Source organism: Aeribacillus sp. FSL K6-1305, from assembly GCF_038050115.1.
In the GTDB taxonomy this organism is placed as follows: Bacteria; Bacillota; Bacilli; order Bacillales; family Aeribacillaceae; genus Aeribacillus; species Aeribacillus composti.
The window spans coordinates 1,270,777-1,286,225 of record NZ_JBBOQV010000001.1 but is presented as its reverse complement, the minus strand read 5'-3'; the positions used below and the strand labels follow the sequence as shown (position 1 = coordinate 1,286,225).

General features: G+C 37.5%; 16 protein-coding genes and 1 riboswitch. Of the genes, 12 read left to right on the top strand and 4 right to left on the bottom strand.

The annotated features are described in order from the left end of the window. Positions 1-34 precede the first annotated feature (34 nt). Positions 35-169: a hypothetical protein gene (locus NST97_RS06135; protein WP_261308724.1), complete on the top strand. Its 135-nt coding sequence runs from the start codon at positions 35-37 to the stop codon at positions 167-169. On the opposite strand, the gene serA is transcribed toward NST97_RS06135, so the two are convergent. Together serA and NST97_RS06125 are read right to left on the bottom strand one after the other, a co-directional pair. Beyond that, positions 160-1,731, bottom strand: coding sequence for a phosphoglycerate dehydrogenase (serA, locus tag NST97_RS06130; protein ID WP_066247685.1), 1,572 nt, complete (start codon positions 1,729-1,731; stop codon positions 160-162). The two genes, NST97_RS06135 and serA, sit on opposite strands and share 10 nt — an antisense overlap. Before the next feature lie 170 nt (positions 1,732-1,901). After that, on the bottom strand, positions 1,902-2,399 hold the full coding sequence (locus NST97_RS06125) for an inorganic diphosphatase (RefSeq protein ID WP_063388619.1): 498 nt from the start codon (positions 2,397-2,399) through the stop codon (positions 1,902-1,904). Positions 2,400-2,540: 141 nt separating this feature from the next. Continuing rightward, a riboswitch (FMN riboswitch) is annotated at positions 2,541-2,692 on the top strand. Positions 2,693-2,849: 157 nt separating this feature from the next. Here NST97_RS06125 and NST97_RS06120 point away from each other — a divergent pair. Continuing rightward, a complete protein-coding gene (locus NST97_RS06120) occupies positions 2,850-3,431 on the top strand; it encodes an ECF transporter S component (RefSeq protein WP_094246150.1) in 582 nt (193 codons plus the stop codon). A 139-nt stretch (positions 3,432-3,570) separates the two neighbouring features. On the opposite strand, the gene NST97_RS06115 is transcribed toward NST97_RS06120, so the two are convergent. Next, entirely contained in the window at positions 3,571-3,819 is a 249-nt protein-coding gene (locus tag NST97_RS06115) for a ferredoxin (protein ID WP_063388618.1), read from the bottom strand. Between the two features lie 274 nt (positions 3,820-4,093). On the opposite strand from NST97_RS06115, the gene NST97_RS06110 reads away from it, so the two are divergent. The 9 genes from NST97_RS06110 (at position 4,094) to NST97_RS06070 (ending at position 13,156) form a co-directional block, all read left to right on the top strand. Next, positions 4,094-5,155, top strand: coding sequence for a helix-turn-helix domain-containing protein (locus tag NST97_RS06110; protein WP_339196747.1), 1,062 nt, complete (start codon positions 4,094-4,096; stop codon positions 5,153-5,155). Further along, a complete protein-coding gene (locus NST97_RS06105; RefSeq protein ID WP_341343034.1) occupies positions 5,152-6,648 on the top strand; it encodes a RecQ family ATP-dependent DNA helicase in 1,497 nt (498 codons plus the stop codon). Before NST97_RS06110 ends, NST97_RS06105 begins: the two co-directional genes overlap by 4 nt. A 4-nt stretch (positions 6,649-6,652) precedes the next feature. Then, positions 6,653-7,276, top strand: a complete 624-nt coding sequence (locus NST97_RS06100; protein ID WP_063388615.1) for a CPBP family intramembrane glutamic endopeptidase — start codon at positions 6,653-6,655, stop codon at positions 7,274-7,276. After that, positions 7,251-7,901 carry a LysM peptidoglycan-binding domain-containing protein gene (locus tag NST97_RS06095; protein WP_157728008.1) on the top strand — a complete coding sequence of 217 codons (651 nt, stop codon included), beginning with the start codon at positions 7,251-7,253 and terminating at the stop codon, positions 7,899-7,901. The genes NST97_RS06100 and NST97_RS06095 overlap by 26 nt, the downstream gene beginning before the upstream one ends. A gap of 70 nt (positions 7,902-7,971) precedes the next feature. Beyond that, positions 7,972-8,424, top strand: coding sequence for a DUF2663 family protein (locus NST97_RS06090; protein WP_063388613.1), 453 nt, complete (start codon positions 7,972-7,974; stop codon positions 8,422-8,424). 130 nt (positions 8,425-8,554) lie between these two features. Beyond that, positions 8,555-9,136, top strand: a complete 582-nt coding sequence (locus NST97_RS06085; protein WP_063388612.1) for a genetic competence negative regulator — start codon at positions 8,555-8,557, stop codon at positions 9,134-9,136. A gap of 235 nt (positions 9,137-9,371) precedes the next feature. Continuing rightward, positions 9,372-10,628 carry a Glu/Leu/Phe/Val family dehydrogenase gene (locus tag NST97_RS06080; protein ID WP_063388611.1) on the top strand — a complete coding sequence of 419 codons (1,257 nt, stop codon included), beginning with the start codon at positions 9,372-9,374 and terminating at the stop codon, positions 10,626-10,628. 90 nt (positions 10,629-10,718) lie between these two features. Continuing rightward, on the top strand, positions 10,719-11,687 hold the full coding sequence (locus tag NST97_RS06075; RefSeq protein ID WP_341343033.1) for a YpdA family putative bacillithiol disulfide reductase: 969 nt from the start codon (positions 10,719-10,721) through the stop codon (positions 11,685-11,687). Between the two features lie 248 nt (positions 11,688-11,935). After that, positions 11,936-13,156, top strand: a complete 1,221-nt coding sequence (locus NST97_RS06070; RefSeq protein WP_341343032.1) for an IS110 family transposase — start codon at positions 11,936-11,938, stop codon at positions 13,154-13,156. Positions 13,157-13,575: 419 nt separating this feature from the next. Here the strand turns inward: NST97_RS06070 and NST97_RS06065 are convergent, their stop codons facing one another. Continuing rightward, positions 13,576-14,544: an asparaginase gene (locus NST97_RS06065; RefSeq protein WP_339193011.1), complete on the bottom strand. Its 969-nt coding sequence runs from the start codon at positions 14,542-14,544 to the stop codon at positions 13,576-13,578. A 223-nt stretch (positions 14,545-14,767) separates the two neighbouring features. Between NST97_RS06065 and prsW the strand changes: the two genes are divergently transcribed. After that, the gene (gene prsW / locus NST97_RS06060; protein ID WP_066251976.1) at positions 14,768-15,439 is read left to right on the top strand and encodes a glutamic-type intramembrane protease PrsW; all 672 of its coding nucleotides are present in this window, start codon (positions 14,768-14,770) and stop codon (positions 15,437-15,439) included. Positions 15,440-15,449 lie beyond the last annotated feature (10 nt).

The following is a 15,449-nucleotide window of genomic DNA, read 5'->3' as shown; positions in this document are numbered from 1 at the left end:
AGAATGTACGAAAGGAGGAAAGGAGGATGAACGGATGCTGGATTTAATGCGGAGGCTGGGTATTGCCCTAATTATGGGGCTTTTCATCGGTCTTTTGTTTTTGGGAGGATTAAAAACAGAGGAGCCAGGAGAGATAAGCCCTCCCAGCACCTTTAAATATTATAAATGAATAGTTTTGGCAGAAACGATGTCATCGAACTGGACTAACGCTTCAATAAGCTGATCATCAATCAGTTTATCACAAGTTAAAACCATGATTGCTTCGCCGCCGATGTTTTTACGTCCAACCTGCATTGTTGCGATGTTTACGCCATGGTCGCCCAGTACTTTTCCGACGCGTCCAATAACACCTGGTTTATCGATGTGTTCTACATATAATACTTCCCCTGCCGGGTAAAAATCGATATCGAAACCGTTTAAATCAACAATTCGTTCACCGTAGTTTGGAATATACGTTGCTTTTACGGAAAAAGTCCGATGATCTCCATCTACTTGAACAGCGATGCAATTTGCATATCCAGAACCGTTTGAAGCAATTTTTTCGCTGAAGCTGATGCCGCGTTCTTTGGCGATGAGGCCAGCATTCACTTCGTTAACAGTTGAATCAACCCGTTCTCCTAAAAATCCAGCAAGAAATGCTTTCGTAATAAAAGATGTTTCGAGTTCAGCAACCGTTCCTTCGTAAACGATTCCGATATGTTGAACAGGTTCTTTCATGTATTGAGAAGCAAGCTGACCCAATTTTTTGGCCAATTTATAAAACGGCTGTATTTTGTCAAATATATCTTTTGTTAATGTTGGTAGATTAATAGAATTTGTAACAGGTTTTCCATTTAAAAATTTTAATACTTCTTCAGCAACTTGAGAGGCAACGTTTAATTGGGCCTCTTTCGTTGATGCTCCAAGATGCGGTGTAGCAATGACCTGTTCAAAATCAAGCAGCTTCCGATTTACTGGAGGCTCGACTTCAAATACATCAAGTGCAACGCCTTTCACATGTCCAATTTCTAAATAATGAATTAATGCTTCTTCATCGATGATGCCGCCCCGGGCGCAGTTTAATAAATAAACTCCTTTTTTCGTTTTTCCGATATTTTCCTTTCCTAATAAACCTCTTGTTTCTTTTGTCAATGGTGTATGAACAGTAATGATATCAGCTTGCGCTAAAACTTCATCGAGCTTGCAGCTGTTTACTCCCAATTTTTGCGCCCGGTCTTTTGTTAAAAATGGATCAAACACTAAGACGTTCATTCCAAAAGCTTTTGCTCTTTTGGCAATTTCGCTGCCGATTCGTCCTAAACCGATGATTCCTAAGCTTTTGCCGTATAGCTCAGTACCGAGAAAGGCGGAGCGGTTCCATTCACCTGATTTAACGGAAACATTTGCTTGTGGAATATGACGAACAAGCGATGCCATCATGGCAAATGTATGCTCGGCAGTTGAAATCGTATTTCCGTCAGGTGCATTAATCACGACAACTCCGTATTTTGTCGCTGCTTCAACATCGATATTATCGACTCCGACGCCTGCTCTTGCAACAATTTTTAAATTTGTCATTTTTTGAAGCAGTTCTTCTGTTACTTTCGTTGCACTGCGGACGAGCAGAGCATCATATTTTTCCAGGTCGTCAACTTCACTTACTTTTTTCTGAACGACATTGATGTTTTCATCGTTCAATAATGGTGCTAATCCATCGCTTGATATTGAGTCAGAAACAAGAACATGAAACATTTTCTAAGATCCCCCTAGTGAACGAATTAAAAATGAAAACAAAATTTCTGATTATTTTATCTTAACTGGTCTATGTTGTCAAGGTTCAAAACTTTACAGTTTGAAAACGTTTACTGTGTGTAAAAAGGGAAAAAGAGAGTTGCTTCTGAAGAAACAGCTCTCTTTTTTGTTTAATTGTTAGATTCATTGTATCGTGCGATACATTCGTCAATTAGTTTTGCCGCTGCTTCAGGTCCTTCCCAGCTGCCGATCTCTGTTCGTTTTCCTTCCAAATCTTTGTAACGTTCAAAGAAATGGGCAATTTCTTTTAATTTGTGCTCCGGCAGATCTTCAATCGATTGAACATGATCAAAACGAGGATCATCTACAGGAACGCCGATTAATTTTGCATCTTCTTCACCGCTGTCGATCATGTTTAAATAGCCAATGACACGCGATTCTATGACGCATCCAGGGAAAGTCGGATTGGTGACGATTACGAGAATGTCAAGAGGATCTCCGTCAAGTGCTAAAGTATTTTCTAAATAACCGTACTCTGCAGGGTAAAACATAGGCGAATAAAGAACTCGGTCTAGTTTAAAAACGCCTTTTTCCTTGTCATATTCATATTTGTTTTGGCTTCCTGTCGGAATTTCAATAAAAGCTTCGACAACTTTATTGTTTGCCATCGACAAAATCCTCCTTTATTATGTATGCCTTTTTATTATAGAGGATGTAAAAAATATTGGCAATTGTAGAAAAAAGACAATGAAATAAAATAAGTTTCTTTTTTTTTTATTATTGTATATAATGAAGATAAAAAAATATGGATTCATCTTCGGGGCAGGGTGAAATTCCCGACCGGCGGTGATAAAAGCTTTTAAGCTTTTTTAGCCCGTGACCCGTAAAGGTGTTTTTCCTTTACGGTGGATCTGGTGAGAATCCAGAGCCGACAGTATAGTCTGGATGGGAGAAGATGAGGGTTCAGGCGTTTCAAAAAATATGATCATTGAAACGTTTATTTTGACCTGCTTACAATTCTCCCTCTGCGTCAATGTAGAGGGTTTTTTTATTGAAGCAGGAGATGGACCCTTCCTTCTTTTCAAGATGGATCACAGAAAGAAAAGGAGAGAAGGACTGTGTTAAAAACAAAGGCATTTAAACTTGTTTTTGTAGGAATGTTGAGCGGGATTTCCTACTTGCTTATGGCTCTTAACTTTCCGCTTCCGGGACTTCCGGCATTTTTAAAAATTGATTTCAGCGAAATTCCTGCTATGCTGGCGACGATTTTATTAGGGCCGATTGCAGGATTGGCTGTAGAAGCGATTAAAAATACGCTTCATTACATCATTCAAGGAAGCGCGACAGGAGTTCCGATTGATCAGTTGGCAAATTTCTTGGCTGGATTGTTTTTCCTTTTGCCGTTTGCATTCGTGTTTCAAAAAATTCGTTCGATGAAAGGGGTTCTTTTCGGTTTAGCTGCCGGGACCATTTCGATGTCAGTAGCCATGAGCTTATTGAACTATTATTTCATTTTGCCGGCATATACACTGTTTTTAAATATGCCGCAAATGTCGATTGCAGAAGTGAAGCAAGTCATTATTGCCGGGATTTTGCCTTTTAACCTCATTAAAGGAACAATTATTGCCATTGTCTTTTTAATGATTTACGGCAGAATCAAAGAATGGCTTCAACATAAATTTAACGTGCAAAATGCATAAATTTATATGCGAGCAAAAAAGCGGAGATCAGCCGTTATGATGTTTTCGCATCATCACGGTGCTCCGAATTATGATACACAAAACCCCCACAGAAATTCGTTTTTCCGTGGGGGTTGTTCTTTTAAAGCTGATGAAACAGCTATTCAAATTTTAAAGGATCGCCGTCAAAGGGTTCATCGGCAATTTTAATGGAATCTGTTGGGCAACCTTCAAAAGCATCCATTAAATCATCTTCTAAAACTTCTGGAACTTCAACCGTCCCTTGGTTATCATCTAGAATAACGTATGCGATTCCTTCGTCGTCATAATCATAAATATCTGGCGCTGCTGCCCCACATGCACCACATGCAATGCATGTTTCTTTGTCAACGATTGTATATTTTGGCATTGTCTAACCTCCTGTATAAATGAAATGAGTAGAAGTCATAAAAGAGAAAGAAACATTTATCTTCCACTTCAGAATGTTTTATATAATAATCAGAATACCACATAATTATTGTAAGATGGAATATTAAACATTTCAATAAAAAAAGATGAAATGTCATAGTATTTCGATAAACTTACTTAAATCAAATCATTCATTATATATTTTTCGACAATTATTGGATAAATTTTGATAAAATAAGGATTGAACAGAAGGTTTCAATTTTTAAGGTGATCAAATGCCTCTCTCTTATTTGGAAGGAATCATCCTTTATTGTTTTCAACAGCTCAAATGCGAGCGATCGAAAGCAGCTGTTTTTCATTTATTAAAAGGAAAAAAATCTTCTCAAACGATTCAAGATAGCATTATTTTTCATTTATCGAACTTATTTGGCATTTGCCGTGAGCTCGAGCTTGAAGAATATAATCACTTGTTAAACAGATTGGTTCAGCTGTCATATGTCAAACAAGTAAAAGGCGAGTTTTATATGGTCACAATGAACGGCGAACGGGTGCTGCAAGAATTTTTGTCAGAAAAACCGTTTCCTGATAAGCTGGATGGGGCCACCTACAATGATATAGGAAAAATTTTTTGGCAGCGTTTATCTTTATTTGTTCAAACGGTTTCCCATCTAGTTTATAACCATTCGAAATTTTTACCTATAACAAATAATGGTCAGCTGTTGCATTTTGTCAAAACATACATATTACAGATGAAAGAGACAAAGAAAAATATCGGAAATCGAACGTTTTTGGAAATGAACCGTTTGCTTGAATGTTTAGATGAAAAGGGAGCTATCTTAGTTGTCAATCGTTTGTCCGGCTTTAAAAAAAATGGAATCACCTTTGAACAGCTTGCAGCAGCTGCGAATGAAGATCCTTTTTATTTGAAGCTTATGTTTCAAGCTGCCGTCATTCAAATGGTGAACGAATTGCAAAAACGTTCTGATCAATATCCGATATTATTCGGTCTTTTAAGAGATTTGATAAAAAAACACCCGCTAACCGCATCGGCGGAAAAAACGTACCGCTTGTTGGCGGAGGGGTTGGGCATTGATGAAATTGCAGCAGTCCGAAAGCTTAAAAGAAATACGATTGAGGACCATATTGTTGAGATTGCTTTAAACATGCACGATTTTGCCTTCGAACCTTATGTAAGCAAAGAAGATGTGGTCAAAATCGGGCAAGCGATTGAAAAGCTGCAAACAAACAAGCTGAAAAAAGTTAAAGAATATCTTCAAGATCAATACAGCTATTTTCAAATTCGGCTGGCAATGGCTGCAATAAGGAGATGGCAATGACGAAAGATCTTTTTACTTTGCTGAAGGAAAAATTCGGTTATTCAAGCTTTAAAACAGGCCAAAAGGAAATAATTGAAGATGTTATTAGCGGACATGACGTAGTTGCCATGCTTCAGACAGGCGGTGGAAAATCATTGTGCTATCAGCTTTCTGGCTATTGTTTACAAGGTGCTGTATTAATAGTGTCTCCGCTATTGTCGCTCATGCAAGACCAGGAACAGCAGATGAAAATGTTTGGAGAAAAAAGAGTCATTGCATTAAACAGCTTTTTAACCCGATATGAAAAAGAAAAAGCTTTCCGGCAATTGCACCGTTACAAATTTATATTTTTATCGCCTGAAATGTTTAAATCAAAAAGGCTATTGGATGCATTGGCGCAAATCCAAATATCTTTATTTGTCGTCGATGAAGCGCATTGCATTTCACAGTGGGGACATGATTTTCGGCCTGACTATTTAAAGCTCGGAAAGGTAAGGGAGATGATCGGTTCTCCCCCTTGTTTGGCGATGACCGCCACAGCCACTAAAGAAGTGCTGAACGATATCGCGAAATGCTTGCATTTAACCGATGCAACATTTCATATTCATTCTATTGACAGGCAAAACGTTGCCATTAATGTTGAAGCCGTAAGCAGCCAAGAGGAAAAATTGGAGCGATTAGCCGAATGGCTGAAAATGTTAGAAGGGCCGGGTATCATTTATTGCTCCACAAGAAAGTGGGCGGAAGAGCTTGCCAGATGGATTGAACAAAAGGGAATGACAAATGCGGCTTATTATCATGGCGGAATGGAATATGAAGATAGAATGTTGATTCAACAGCAATTTTTAAATGACGAACTTTCGGTTATAACGGCGACAAATGCTTTTGGAATGGGAATAAACAAAAAAGACGTTCGATTTGTCATCCATTTCCATTATCCTGCTGACATGGAATCATACGTACAAGAAATAGGCCGGGCAGGAAGAGATGGAAACCAAAGCATTGCAATTGCACTTGTAGCAAAGGGTGACGAGGAGTTTCCCCGGTCGATAATACGTTCTGAATTTCCTGAAAAAAAAGAGATTGAGTTGATTGTTAAAACGATTCGGTTAAAGGGATGCTTTGATTTAACAGATGAAGAGTGGAGCAGCTTCGGCTTGTCTGATGTACAGAGGAGATTTTTACAATATAATTTCCAAATGTTGGATGAAAACATGTATCATTGGACGACTGATCAGATCGTAAATTATGTATGGAGCAAGATTGAAGATCGAATGAAAATGAAATTTAAAAAATTAGCCGACATGGAAGCATTTTTACGAGCAAAAGCATGCAGGCGGAACATGATTTTAAGCTATTTTCAGGAAAAACCTTCAACAAAGGTTTCGATTTGCTGCGACAATTGCGGAATAAACGATCGTTTTTTTATCCGAAAAAAAATTCATTCATCCCAGCCAATGATAAAGTGGGATTGGAAGCAAGAATTAAAAAGGCTGTTTCGTCAAAGTGGGTGAAGGCGTGATTAAAAGACAAGAAGAATTGATAAAGAACATGACCGATCGAGAGCTTTTATTTCATCTCATGGTCACTCAGTCGCTATTTCTTCTTATATCGATTATTTTAGGGTTCATTTTTTTTGACCGTGCGGAGGATTTTTTTCAATTATGGGAATTGAGTTGGGAAACGATAGCTGTTGGCTTGCTTGCAACAGTTATCGTTCTGCTCATTGATTTGGTAATTATGAAATGGGCGCCAAAAAGCTGGTACGATGATGGAGGAATCAATGAAAAACTGTTTCAAAACAGAAGCTTGCCGGAAATTTTTTGGATGACCCTTATCGTTGCTTTTGCGGAAGAAATATTGTTTCGCGGGGTTCTGCAAACCCATTTCGGACTGTTTATCGCCAGTTTGATCTTTGCCTTCATGCATTTTCGTTATCTTTCAAAATGGCTGTTATTTGCAACGGTTTTGTTCGTCAGTTTTTTTCTCGGAGTGATATTTGAACTGACTGAGAATATTTTAACAACAATTTTCGCTCATTTTCTTATCGACTTTGTATCGGCAGTGCAAATTCGCTTTCAATATTTGAAAAATAGTAAAGGCGATGGGAGGGACGATGAAGAAGATGACAAGTCCGTATGAACATGACCAAGCTGAGCGTTTAAGGGAAAAAATGATTGATGAAATAAAAGAGAGAACGGGGACATATCCGTCTCGGAGTGAAGTGCATAAAAAAAGGCGGAAGAAAAAAAAGAAAATGAACTATCCGCTTTTGCGTATTCTCGTCTTTCTTTTTATATTAGTGCCAGTCGTTGTTTTATTTTTAACTTCTTATTTGGAACGAAATCAATCAAACCGCAGCGGGGAAAATCTTTCAGATTTTGACTCTGTAATTATTAAAAATAATAGCGGGAAGTCTGTTCAAGAAGAGAGAGTGGAAGAAAATAATTCCTCTAACTCAGACAAAGAAGAAGGAAATCAGAATGAACAGGAAGCTTCTCCAACGACTGAAGAACAATCCTCTTCCAACAGCACAAGAGACGAAACCCGAAAAGAAATTTCTGGAAATGAAAGCGATGGAAACATGGAAGAGAACAGACGCATCATTACTCATGTTGTCCAGCCGAACGAAACGCTGTATAAAATCTCGATGAAGTATTATAAAAGCCGAAATGGCGAAGAGCTTATTCGAGAATGGAATCATCTTCAAGATTCCAACATTTATGTCGGACAAGTTTTAAAAATCCCTTTAGATAATCCCCAATAACTAAAAAATTTTCATATTTGAAAAAGATCATGCATAACTTGTACAAAAAACTTTGGGGGATTTTAAACGAATGGAAAGGCAAATTAAAGATCTGCCCTATACAGATCAACCTACCAAGCATATGCTGCAAGGGCTCATTGAGCGTAAAAGAGAATTCGAAACATATAAACAGAAATGTTTGGTTTGGCAAATAATTACATTTGTGGAAGTGATTATTTTTATAGTGTTTATTTATTTCAACGTATATCAACGATTGGAAACAGATCTTTTGTTTGTTTTATTCTATTTTTTTCAATCATCACACTTATTCGCCGTTTTGCTGATTGCATTCAGCTATTCAACAGCCGTTTATTTTAAAAAGAAAGAAGAAAAAGCGGAAAAAGAATATCATGAGCTTAGATGGGAAATTATTGATAAAAGCACTGATTTTTGGAAAAGCGAAGAAGAGTGGATGAATCGCGACAAGGTTTTTTCTGTTATGAAAAAAGAATTCGATATTAATCTCTATTATAAAACGAAATAAAAATGTGATTTGTGAGTAAAAATGCTTGTCTTCACCCCCTCGTAATTGTAAACTGTTTACTAACTAAAGAACCATCTTTTAGAATCAACATACAATATCGTATGATGTATTGACGGCAGGAGGGAAGAAGATGCGGCTCGAGCGTCTTAATCATAATAAAATTAAAATTTTCCTGACTCTAGATGATTTGTCGGATCGCGGCTTAACAAAAGAAGATCTATGGAACAACTCTTTAAAAGTTCATCAGCTTTTCCGGGAAATGATCAATGAGGCAAGTGAAGAACTCGATTTTCATGCAAACGGTTCGATTGCGGTCGAGGTTTATTCACTAAAAGCACAGGGAATGGTGATTATTGTTTCCAAAAATAATGATGAAGAACTTGAAGATGAATTTTTAGATGATTATATTGAAATGCAAGTAAAAGTGGATGAACATCAAGATATATTGTATGAGTTTTTGAATTTCGAAGATGTCCTCGATCTTGCAAAAGTTCTTCAACGTTTCGAAATAACAGAAGGCGCGCTATATTCATATCAGGGACGATACTACCTGCTGTTTGATGACATCTCTAAGATTGAAACGGAGCATCTTGTTGCAATTTTAGCGGAATATGGAACGCCGACACATATGACAACTCATAGACTGCATGAATATGGAAAATTATTGATAAAGGATCACGCTGTTCGTCTTTTGAATGACTATTTTTCCTGAGGCTGACAAAACATCGCCTTTCAGCGATGTTTTATCAGCTTTTTTTGCGTAGATTTAGTATTTTATTTGATAAAAAACAAGCGGTTTGCCGCTTTCTTTTTTTAACAAGAAATTCAGTATCCCTTTATTTTCTATGAATTAATGATTGAATTAATTTATAGAAGGTGTATACTAAGTCATGAAAGGTGGACTTTTCCTTTTCATTATTAAAGAACATATAGGAGGTTTACTTATTATGGTAGCCGAAGGCAATGACAAGCATGATGTGCTAAAAGCTACGCAAAAGGTAATACATAAAGCGTTAGGAAAACTAGGTTATCCAGAAGAGGTGTATGAATTATTAAAAGAGCCGATTCGCATGCTGACAGTGAAAATACCTGTTCGCATGGATGACGGTTCTGTTAAAATATTTACTGGCTACCGGGCGCAGCATAATGATTCTGTAGGACCTACAAAAGGAGGCGTTCGCTTCCATCCAAATGTAACTGAAAACGAGGTAAAAGCGCTTTCAATTTGGATGAGTCTAAAATGCGGAATTATTGATTTGCCTTACGGTGGTGGAAAAGGTGGAATTGTTTGTGATCCAAGAGATATGTCGTTCAGGGAATTAGAAAGATTAAGCAGAGGATACGTTCGGGCAATTAGTCAAATTGTTGGCCCTACAAAAGATATACCTGCACCTGATGTATTTACGAACTCGCAAATCATGGCTTGGATGATGGATGAATACAGCCGGATTGATGAATTTAATTCGCCAGGATTTATTACCGGCAAGCCTCTCGTTCTCGGCGGTTCACATGGCCGTGAATCGGCAACGGCAAAAGGCGTGACCATTTGCATTCGCGAAGCAGCGAAGAAGCGTGGAATTTCTTTACAAGGGGCTAGGGTCGTTGTCCAAGGATTTGGAAATGCAGGCGGTTATTTAGCAAAATTTATGCATGATGCCGGAGCAAAAGTTGTAGGTATTTCCGATGCATACGGCGGTCTGTACGATCCAGACGGACTAGACATCGATTATTTATTAGACCGGCGCGACAGCTTCGGAACTGTTACGAAATTGTTTAATGATACGATCACTAATAAAGAATTGTTAGAACTTGATTGCGAAATTTTAGTTCCTGCGGCGATTGAAAACCAAATTACAGAAGAAAATGCCCATAATATTCGGGCTCAAATTGTCGTAGAAGCAGCCAACGGTCCGACAACTGTTGAAGCCACTCAAATCTTAACGGACCGGGGAATTTTACTCGTGCCTGACGTATTGGCAAGCGCGGGAGGAGTAACGGTTTCTTATTTCGAATGGGTTCAAAATAATCAGGGCTACTATTGGTCTGAAGAAGAAGTGGAAGAAAAATTGGAAAAAATGATGGTGAAAGCATTTAACACTGTATATGAAACGGCGCAAAACAGAAGAGTAGATATGCGGCTTGCTGCATATATGGTAGGCGTAAGAAAAATGGCAGAAGCATGCAGATATCGCGGATGGGTATAATATTTGCATCGTTTTGCAGTTTCCCCTATGATAATGTAGGGGAAATTTTTCTTTTGTCACCAGCCGCTTAATGCTATAGGAGTGATCATGATGCAAGAAGAAAAAGTGATCATTGTCGGCGGAGGTCCATGTGGACTATCGGCTGCGATCGAATTGAAGGAAAAAGGAATAAATCCTTTAGTTTTTGAAAAAGGAAATATTGTTGATTCCATTTATCGCTTTCCAACACATCAAACCTTTTTCAGCACAGCAGATAGGCTTGAAATTGGCGGAGTCCCATTTATCACAGAAAACCGAAAGCCTGTCCGCAATCAAGCGCTTGCTTACTACCGGGAAGTTGTGAAGCGAAAAAATTTGCGCATTCATACATATGAAAAAGTAGAGAAGGTAGAAAAGCAGCAGGACGGAACGTTCATGGTAACGACGGAAAAAGGAAAATATCGTGCGTCATTTGTTGTGATTGCTACAGGTTATTATGATAATCCAAATTACATGAATGTTCCAGGCGAAAATCTGCCCCACGTTTTCCATTATTTTAAAGAAGCTCATCCATATTTTGATAAAGATGTCGTTGTGATCGGCGGGAAAAACTCAAGTGTTGATGCCGCGCTTGAGCTTTATAAAGCCGGGGCTAGAGTAACTGTATTGTACCGAGGAAGCGGGTATTCTTCAAGCATTAAGCCTTGGATATTGCCGGAATTTGATTCTCTTATCAAAAAAGGCTATATAAAAATGGAATTTCGGGCAGATGTAAAAGAAATTAAAAATGACTCTATTAGTTATATTGTGAACGGAATAGAAGAAAAAACTATTCCTTGTGATTTTGTCTTTGCCATGACTGGCTACCATCCAGATCATAACTTTTTGAAAAAAATGGGTGTACTTATTGATGAGCAGACAGGCAGACCTTACTACAATCCCGATACAATGGAAACGAATGTAAACGGGATTTTTATAGCCGGTGTCATCGCAGCTGGAAATGATGCGAATGAGATTTTTATCGAAAACGGCAGATTTCACGGGGAATTGATCGCAGAAGAAATTATCAAAAGAGTGTAAAAACATACTAACATTAGTAGTACAGACCTAGGCCAAGGTTTGTGCTACTATTTTTTTATAGTAGAAGTGAAGGAAGGTCGAACATCCCCTGGGACCAAATAGAGTCCGTATTAAAAACAGACCAACTTCACATCCTTATTTGAATCAGTTTAGTATGTTGGGTCCGAAGAGACCGTGTATAAGAAAATGGAATCAATAAGGCAATGTGAAGAACTTCTATGTTTGGCTAAAAAGGAGAGGCAGAAAATATGAAACACGTAGTGGCATTTGATGTCAGTATGGGGAAAAGTACAATGGTCATTTATGACCGTTATCGTCAATGCGAATATGAGGGTGAAATAACCCATAACCGCTACTCTTTCGAGAAATTAAACGAAACCCTTATATCTTTAACACAAAAAGATGCACAGGCACCTGATATTGTCTTTGAAGCAACAGGCGTATATTCAAAACCACTAGAACGATTCTTAGGTGATCAAGGTTATATGTATTATCGAGTTAACCCACTCGAAGCGAATATTCAAATGGCTTCAATGAGGAGACAAAAAACAGATAAAAGCGACGCTCATGAACTTGCGAAAACTCACTTTAGAGTTGAACGTGAACAAACTTATCAAGAAGGGGAATATTATAAACAAATGCGTGCAATGACGAGATTTTATGATGAATTAAGTAGTGAAATGACGCATTTATATAGTCGTTTACATGCGATTCTACAATTGAGTTTTCCCGAGTTAGAAAAGCTATTCAGTAAACGTTCTGCTTTATTTTTGAATGTCGTTCAATTATACCCTCATCCGGATCATGTGTTAGTTTGTTCAAAAACAGTGATTCGTAATCGTTTAAAAGCCAACACAAGAAAAAACTTATCATTGGCACGTGCTGAAGAAAAAGGGATCGCTTTAATCGAAGCAGCAAAAGAAGCGTATCCAGCAATTTCAAAAGATGATATTCGCTGTGAACAAGTGCGGGATTATGCCAAACGGATTGCAGACTTGAAGGAGAAAAGAGATCAACTTGTCCAAAAGATGGTTAAATTATCGAAAGATAAACAAGAGTATCAGATTTTAATTTCATTTCCAGGAATCGGAGAAACGACTGCAGTTCGTTTAATTGGAGAATTAGGAGATATTCGACGATTCAAAAACCATAAACAACTGAATGCTTACGTCGGTATTGATATTATGAGATATCAATCTGGGAATACCTTTTATAAAGACAAGATTAATAAAAGAGGAAATAACAAACTTAGAAAGATTCTATTTTACATGATCCAGACCATGATCCAACTACGGAAAAACACACAAAATCATATTGTAGATTATTATGATAAATTAAAAACGCAACCCCAGAGGAAACCTCATAAAGTTGCGTCCATAGCATGCGTGAATAAGTTCTTGAAATCGGCTTATCACCTTATCACACATAATCTGAAATACGATTACGAAAAGGCAACAATGCATCAGTAATCGTAAGTAAGATTATATCACAAAGACCTGACGAAAAAAATGGAAATCGTGAGGTCTATTTGTCATGCGAAAATTTATTTTGGAAGGAAGGGGTCCCCCTTCCTTCCAAAATAAAATCTATATTAACCAAATTATTTACTAAAAAATACTTGACTAGAGGTAAGAAATAGGGATATCCCGAAAATAATCAAGTAGAGAAAAACAATCCGTTTTTCTCTACTTGATTTTGTTGCTTTCATAAGTTGTGGGGCCGTCCAGAAATCAAATCGCCATTGAAAACAAAAAATTATAAACACCGATATATCAACGTTTCTAACACATTAATGGGGCCGTCAATAAGCCGTAAAACGGCTTATTAGACACCCCCTTTACTTGTAACATTTTTTAGTAAAATTTGTGTTGATCATCACAACAGCTTATTATTTCGAAAACATTTCTTCTATTTCAGTTAAATCGCTCGTTTTTTCTAAAGCCACTAAAAGCTTTATTCTAGCTTTTTGCCCGTTTAATCCGTTCGAAAATATAACGCCAAGCTGTTTTAAATGTTTTCCTCCGCCCTGATAATCATAGACATCCTGCACAATGCCGTTAAAACATCGTGAGACAATGACGATCGGCACTTTCTTCTCAATAAGCCGTTTCATGCCGGGGACTAAAGCCGGCGGCAAATTTCCTTGCCCTAAAGCTTCAATGACGATTCCATCCGGATTCAGTCCTTCAACTGCTTCCATTATTTTTTCATCCATGCCTGCATACGCCTTTAAAAGGAGCACATGTTTAGTGATTTTCGTTATACTATATGTTTCTTTTCTTAACGGATAGTGATGAAATGCCAGAATTTTTTTGTTCACAATACCGATCGGTCCGTATTGCGGACTTTGGAATGTAGCGATATTGCTTGTATGCGTTTTTGTGACGTTTTTTGCTGTATGAATCTCGTCATTCATGACAACTAACACACCAAGGTTTTTCGCTTCGTCGGAAGCAGCAACTTTTATGGACATCAATAAATTATATAATCCGTCTGATCCGAGTTCATTATTTGACCTCATCGCACCTGTTACAACAACCGGGATGGGAAGGTCAAGAGTCAAATCTAAAAAATAAGCTGTTTCTTCTAAAGTATCCGTTCCATGAGTGACGACGACACCGTCGATGCTTCCATTTTTGGCATGATGTTCGATTTCTTTTTTAATTTCCAGCATTTCCTTAGGAGTTATATGCGGGGAAGGCAAGTTAAAAAGCTCTTTTACGATTGTTTGTACATTGTTTGCATTCAATGAAAAATTTGTTAGAGGATTGGACCCTTCTGGTCTCACTGCACCGCTTTGCTCATCTTCCAGCATTGAAATTGTACCGCCTGTATGTAAAATCAATACTTTCTTCATCTTTTTATCCCTTTCATTAAAGTTTCATTTTTTCATGCTTATTTTTGATTTTCATTTTGTCATATACATGTTACCATTTTATCAAAAGGATGTTTTTAACAACTTACTGCTGCTCTACATGAATCATCATTTCTCATTCTTTTATTTTGTTTTATTTTAAAAGGAACATTCTAATAAATCTATACATAAATAAGGAGATACTAGAAGAAAAGAGGCTGTCATTATGATTGCGATTATTACAGCAGGCATTGCACCAGGGCTGGCAATACTTTCATATTTTTATTTGAAGGATCAATATGAAATGGAACCCCTTTACATGGTTGTTCGGACGTTTATTTTCGGTGCGCTGCTTGTTTTTCCAATTATGTTTATTGAATACGTTCTGGAAACAGAAAATGTATTTCCCTCTTCTTTTTTACAAGCTTTCTTTGCTTCGAGTTTATTGGAAGAGTTTTTTAAATGGTTTATTTTTTATTTTACAATTTACTCCCATTTTCATTTTGATGAACATTACGATGGAATCGTTTATGGTGTGTCCATCTCTCTCGGCTTTGCGACATTGGAAAATATTTTATATTTAATTGCGAACGGTGTGGAGTTTGCATTCGGGCGCGCAATTTTTCCAGTCCCAAGCCATGCATTGTTCGGTGTCATCATGGGGTATTATTTAGGAAAAAGCAAATTTTCGAATGATAGGCTTAAAAAAAGATGGCTCTTTTATTCTCTAGTTATTCCGTTTCTTTTGCACGGAACGTACAATTATATCTTGCTTTCCAATGAAGACTGGAAGTTTTGGGTCACTCCGTTTATGGTGTTTTTATGGTGGTTTGGGCTTCATAAAGCAAAAAAAGCGCGCATGGTATACAAGCAAAATATCGAAACAATATCAGGATAAAAAAATTTTT

Coding starts and splice junctions, on each gene's coding strand:
- NST97_RS06135 (WP_261308724.1), top strand. CDS start 35: ATGCTGGATTTAATGCGGAGGCTGGGTATTGCCCTAATTATGGGGCTT.
- serA (WP_066247685.1), bottom strand. CDS start 1,731: ATGTTTCATGTTCTTGTTTCTGACTCAATATCAAGCGATGGATTAGCA.
- NST97_RS06125 (WP_063388619.1), bottom strand. CDS start 2,399: ATGGCAAACAATAAAGTTGTCGAAGCTTTTATTGAAATTCCGACAGGA.
- NST97_RS06115 (WP_063388618.1), bottom strand. CDS start 3,819: ATGCCAAAATATACAATCGTTGACAAAGAAACATGCATTGCATGTGGT.
- NST97_RS06110 (WP_339196747.1), top strand. CDS start 4,094: ATGCCTCTCTCTTATTTGGAAGGAATCATCCTTTATTGTTTTCAACAG.
- NST97_RS06105 (WP_341343034.1), top strand. CDS start 5,152: ATGACGAAAGATCTTTTTACTTTGCTGAAGGAAAAATTCGGTTATTCA.
- NST97_RS06095 (WP_157728008.1), top strand. CDS start 7,251: ATGAAGAAGATGACAAGTCCGTATGAACATGACCAAGCTGAGCGTTTA.
- NST97_RS06090 (WP_063388613.1), top strand. CDS start 7,972: ATGGAAAGGCAAATTAAAGATCTGCCCTATACAGATCAACCTACCAAG.
- NST97_RS06085 (WP_063388612.1), top strand. CDS start 8,555: ATGCGGCTCGAGCGTCTTAATCATAATAAAATTAAAATTTTCCTGACT.
- NST97_RS06080 (WP_063388611.1), top strand. CDS start 9,372: ATGGTAGCCGAAGGCAATGACAAGCATGATGTGCTAAAAGCTACGCAA.
- NST97_RS06075 (WP_341343033.1), top strand. CDS start 10,719: ATGCAAGAAGAAAAAGTGATCATTGTCGGCGGAGGTCCATGTGGACTA.
- NST97_RS06070 (WP_341343032.1), top strand. CDS start 11,936: ATGAAACACGTAGTGGCATTTGATGTCAGTATGGGGAAAAGTACAATG.
- NST97_RS06065 (WP_339193011.1), bottom strand. CDS start 14,544: ATGAAGAAAGTATTGATTTTACATACAGGCGGTACAATTTCAATGCTG.
- prsW (WP_066251976.1), top strand. CDS start 14,768: ATGATTGCGATTATTACAGCAGGCATTGCACCAGGGCTGGCAATACTT.